At 48.6% G+C, this 1,386-nt stretch carries 2 protein-coding genes; both read left to right on the forward strand.

The window, feature by feature from the left end; translation table 11 throughout:
- Positions 1-232, forward strand: a 232-nt coding sequence (locus KDK16_RS00670) for a FeoA family protein (RefSeq protein WP_257274236.1), incomplete at its 5' end; no start/stop codon positions are given.
- On the forward strand, positions 229-1,386 hold a 1,158-nt coding region (gene feoB / locus KDK16_RS00675), incomplete at its 3' end, for a ferrous iron transport protein B (protein ID WP_257274237.1). The genes KDK16_RS00670 and feoB, both read left to right, overlap by 4 nt.

Here is a 1,386-nt window from a genome sequence, read left to right on the forward strand (position 1 = left end):
GACGGTCACTTTGGGGGATCTTCAGACAGGAGATAAGGCCCGGGTCTCTGCTTTCAGAAAATCAGGCTCAGCCTATCGTCGTAAGCTTCTGGCCATGGGGCTCACGCCCGGGACCTGTTTTAGAGTATGCAGAGTAGCGCCTCTCGGTGATCCTGTTCAGCTTCAGGTTCGCGGATTTCAACTCAGTCTGCGTCGACACGAAGCGGTAGCCGTTGAAGTGGTCCGTCTATGAAGGAGCATGTATTTGCGATTGTTGGCAACCCCAATTGCGGCAAAACCACTATTTTTAACGTTTTGACGGGTGCGAGTCAGCATGTGGGTAACTGGCCTGGTGTTACCGTAGAAAAACGCAGTGGCCGTTATCAGCATAACAATCAGTCCGTTGAGGTAGTTGATCTGCCGGGTACCTATTGTCTGGATGTGGTCGACGATCAGGTGTCGATGGATGAACGCATTGCCCGCGACTTTATCCTTGCCCGTGAAGCCCGGTTGATTGTTAACGTTGTCGATGCTTCAAACATTGAACGTAACCTTTATCTGACTACGCAGTTGTTGGACATGGGTCTGCCAGTCATTGTCGTTCTCAATATGATCGATGTTGCCAAAGATAAAGGCCTTAAGATCAATGCTGAAAAACTGTCCCAACAGCTAGGTAGTCCTGTTCACACCATGGTGGCCTCCAGAGATAAAGGAACTGTCGGTCTCAAAGAGCTGATTCATCAATGCTTTATCTACGGAATTGAACCGGCTAAACCGCAATCTCTGGGAAAATCTCTGGAAAAGGCTGTTTCTTACCTGCGGGAGTCTGTTGCCAACGAGATTGAAGACTCCTCAATCGCTCGCTGGGTATCACTTAAATTACTGGAAGGCGAGGCTGGTTTTGTCGATCAGGTTTCTCAGGGTCTGATGGACAGGGCGGCAGAAGCGCGATTGCAACTTGAAGCTACCTATGATGCAGAGATGGATATCATAGTGGCAAACGGTCGCTACGAAACCATCAGCCTCATCATGCAGGATACTGTCAAAACTTCGGATACTGTGAGTCGTGGTCTCACTGAGCGCATCGACCGCATTGTTCTAAATCGATTGTTGGGTTTGCCGATCTTTTTCGGGGTTATGTATCTGATGTTTATGTTCTCAGTGAACATAGGTAGTACTTTTATAGACTTTTTTGACATTCTTTCAGGCACTATCTTTGTCGATGGTGTGAGCCATCTGCTTGAAAATATCGGCGCGCCGGACTGGCTCACTGCACTGTTGGCCAAAGGTCTTGGTAGCGGTATTCAGACTGTCTCAACCTTCATTCCGGTGATTGCTTTTCTGTTCCTGTTCCTTTCGGTAATCGAGGATTCAGGCTACATGGCCAGGGCCGCTTTTGTCATGGAT

The organism is Endozoicomonas sp. SESOKO4 (assembly GCF_024606275.1).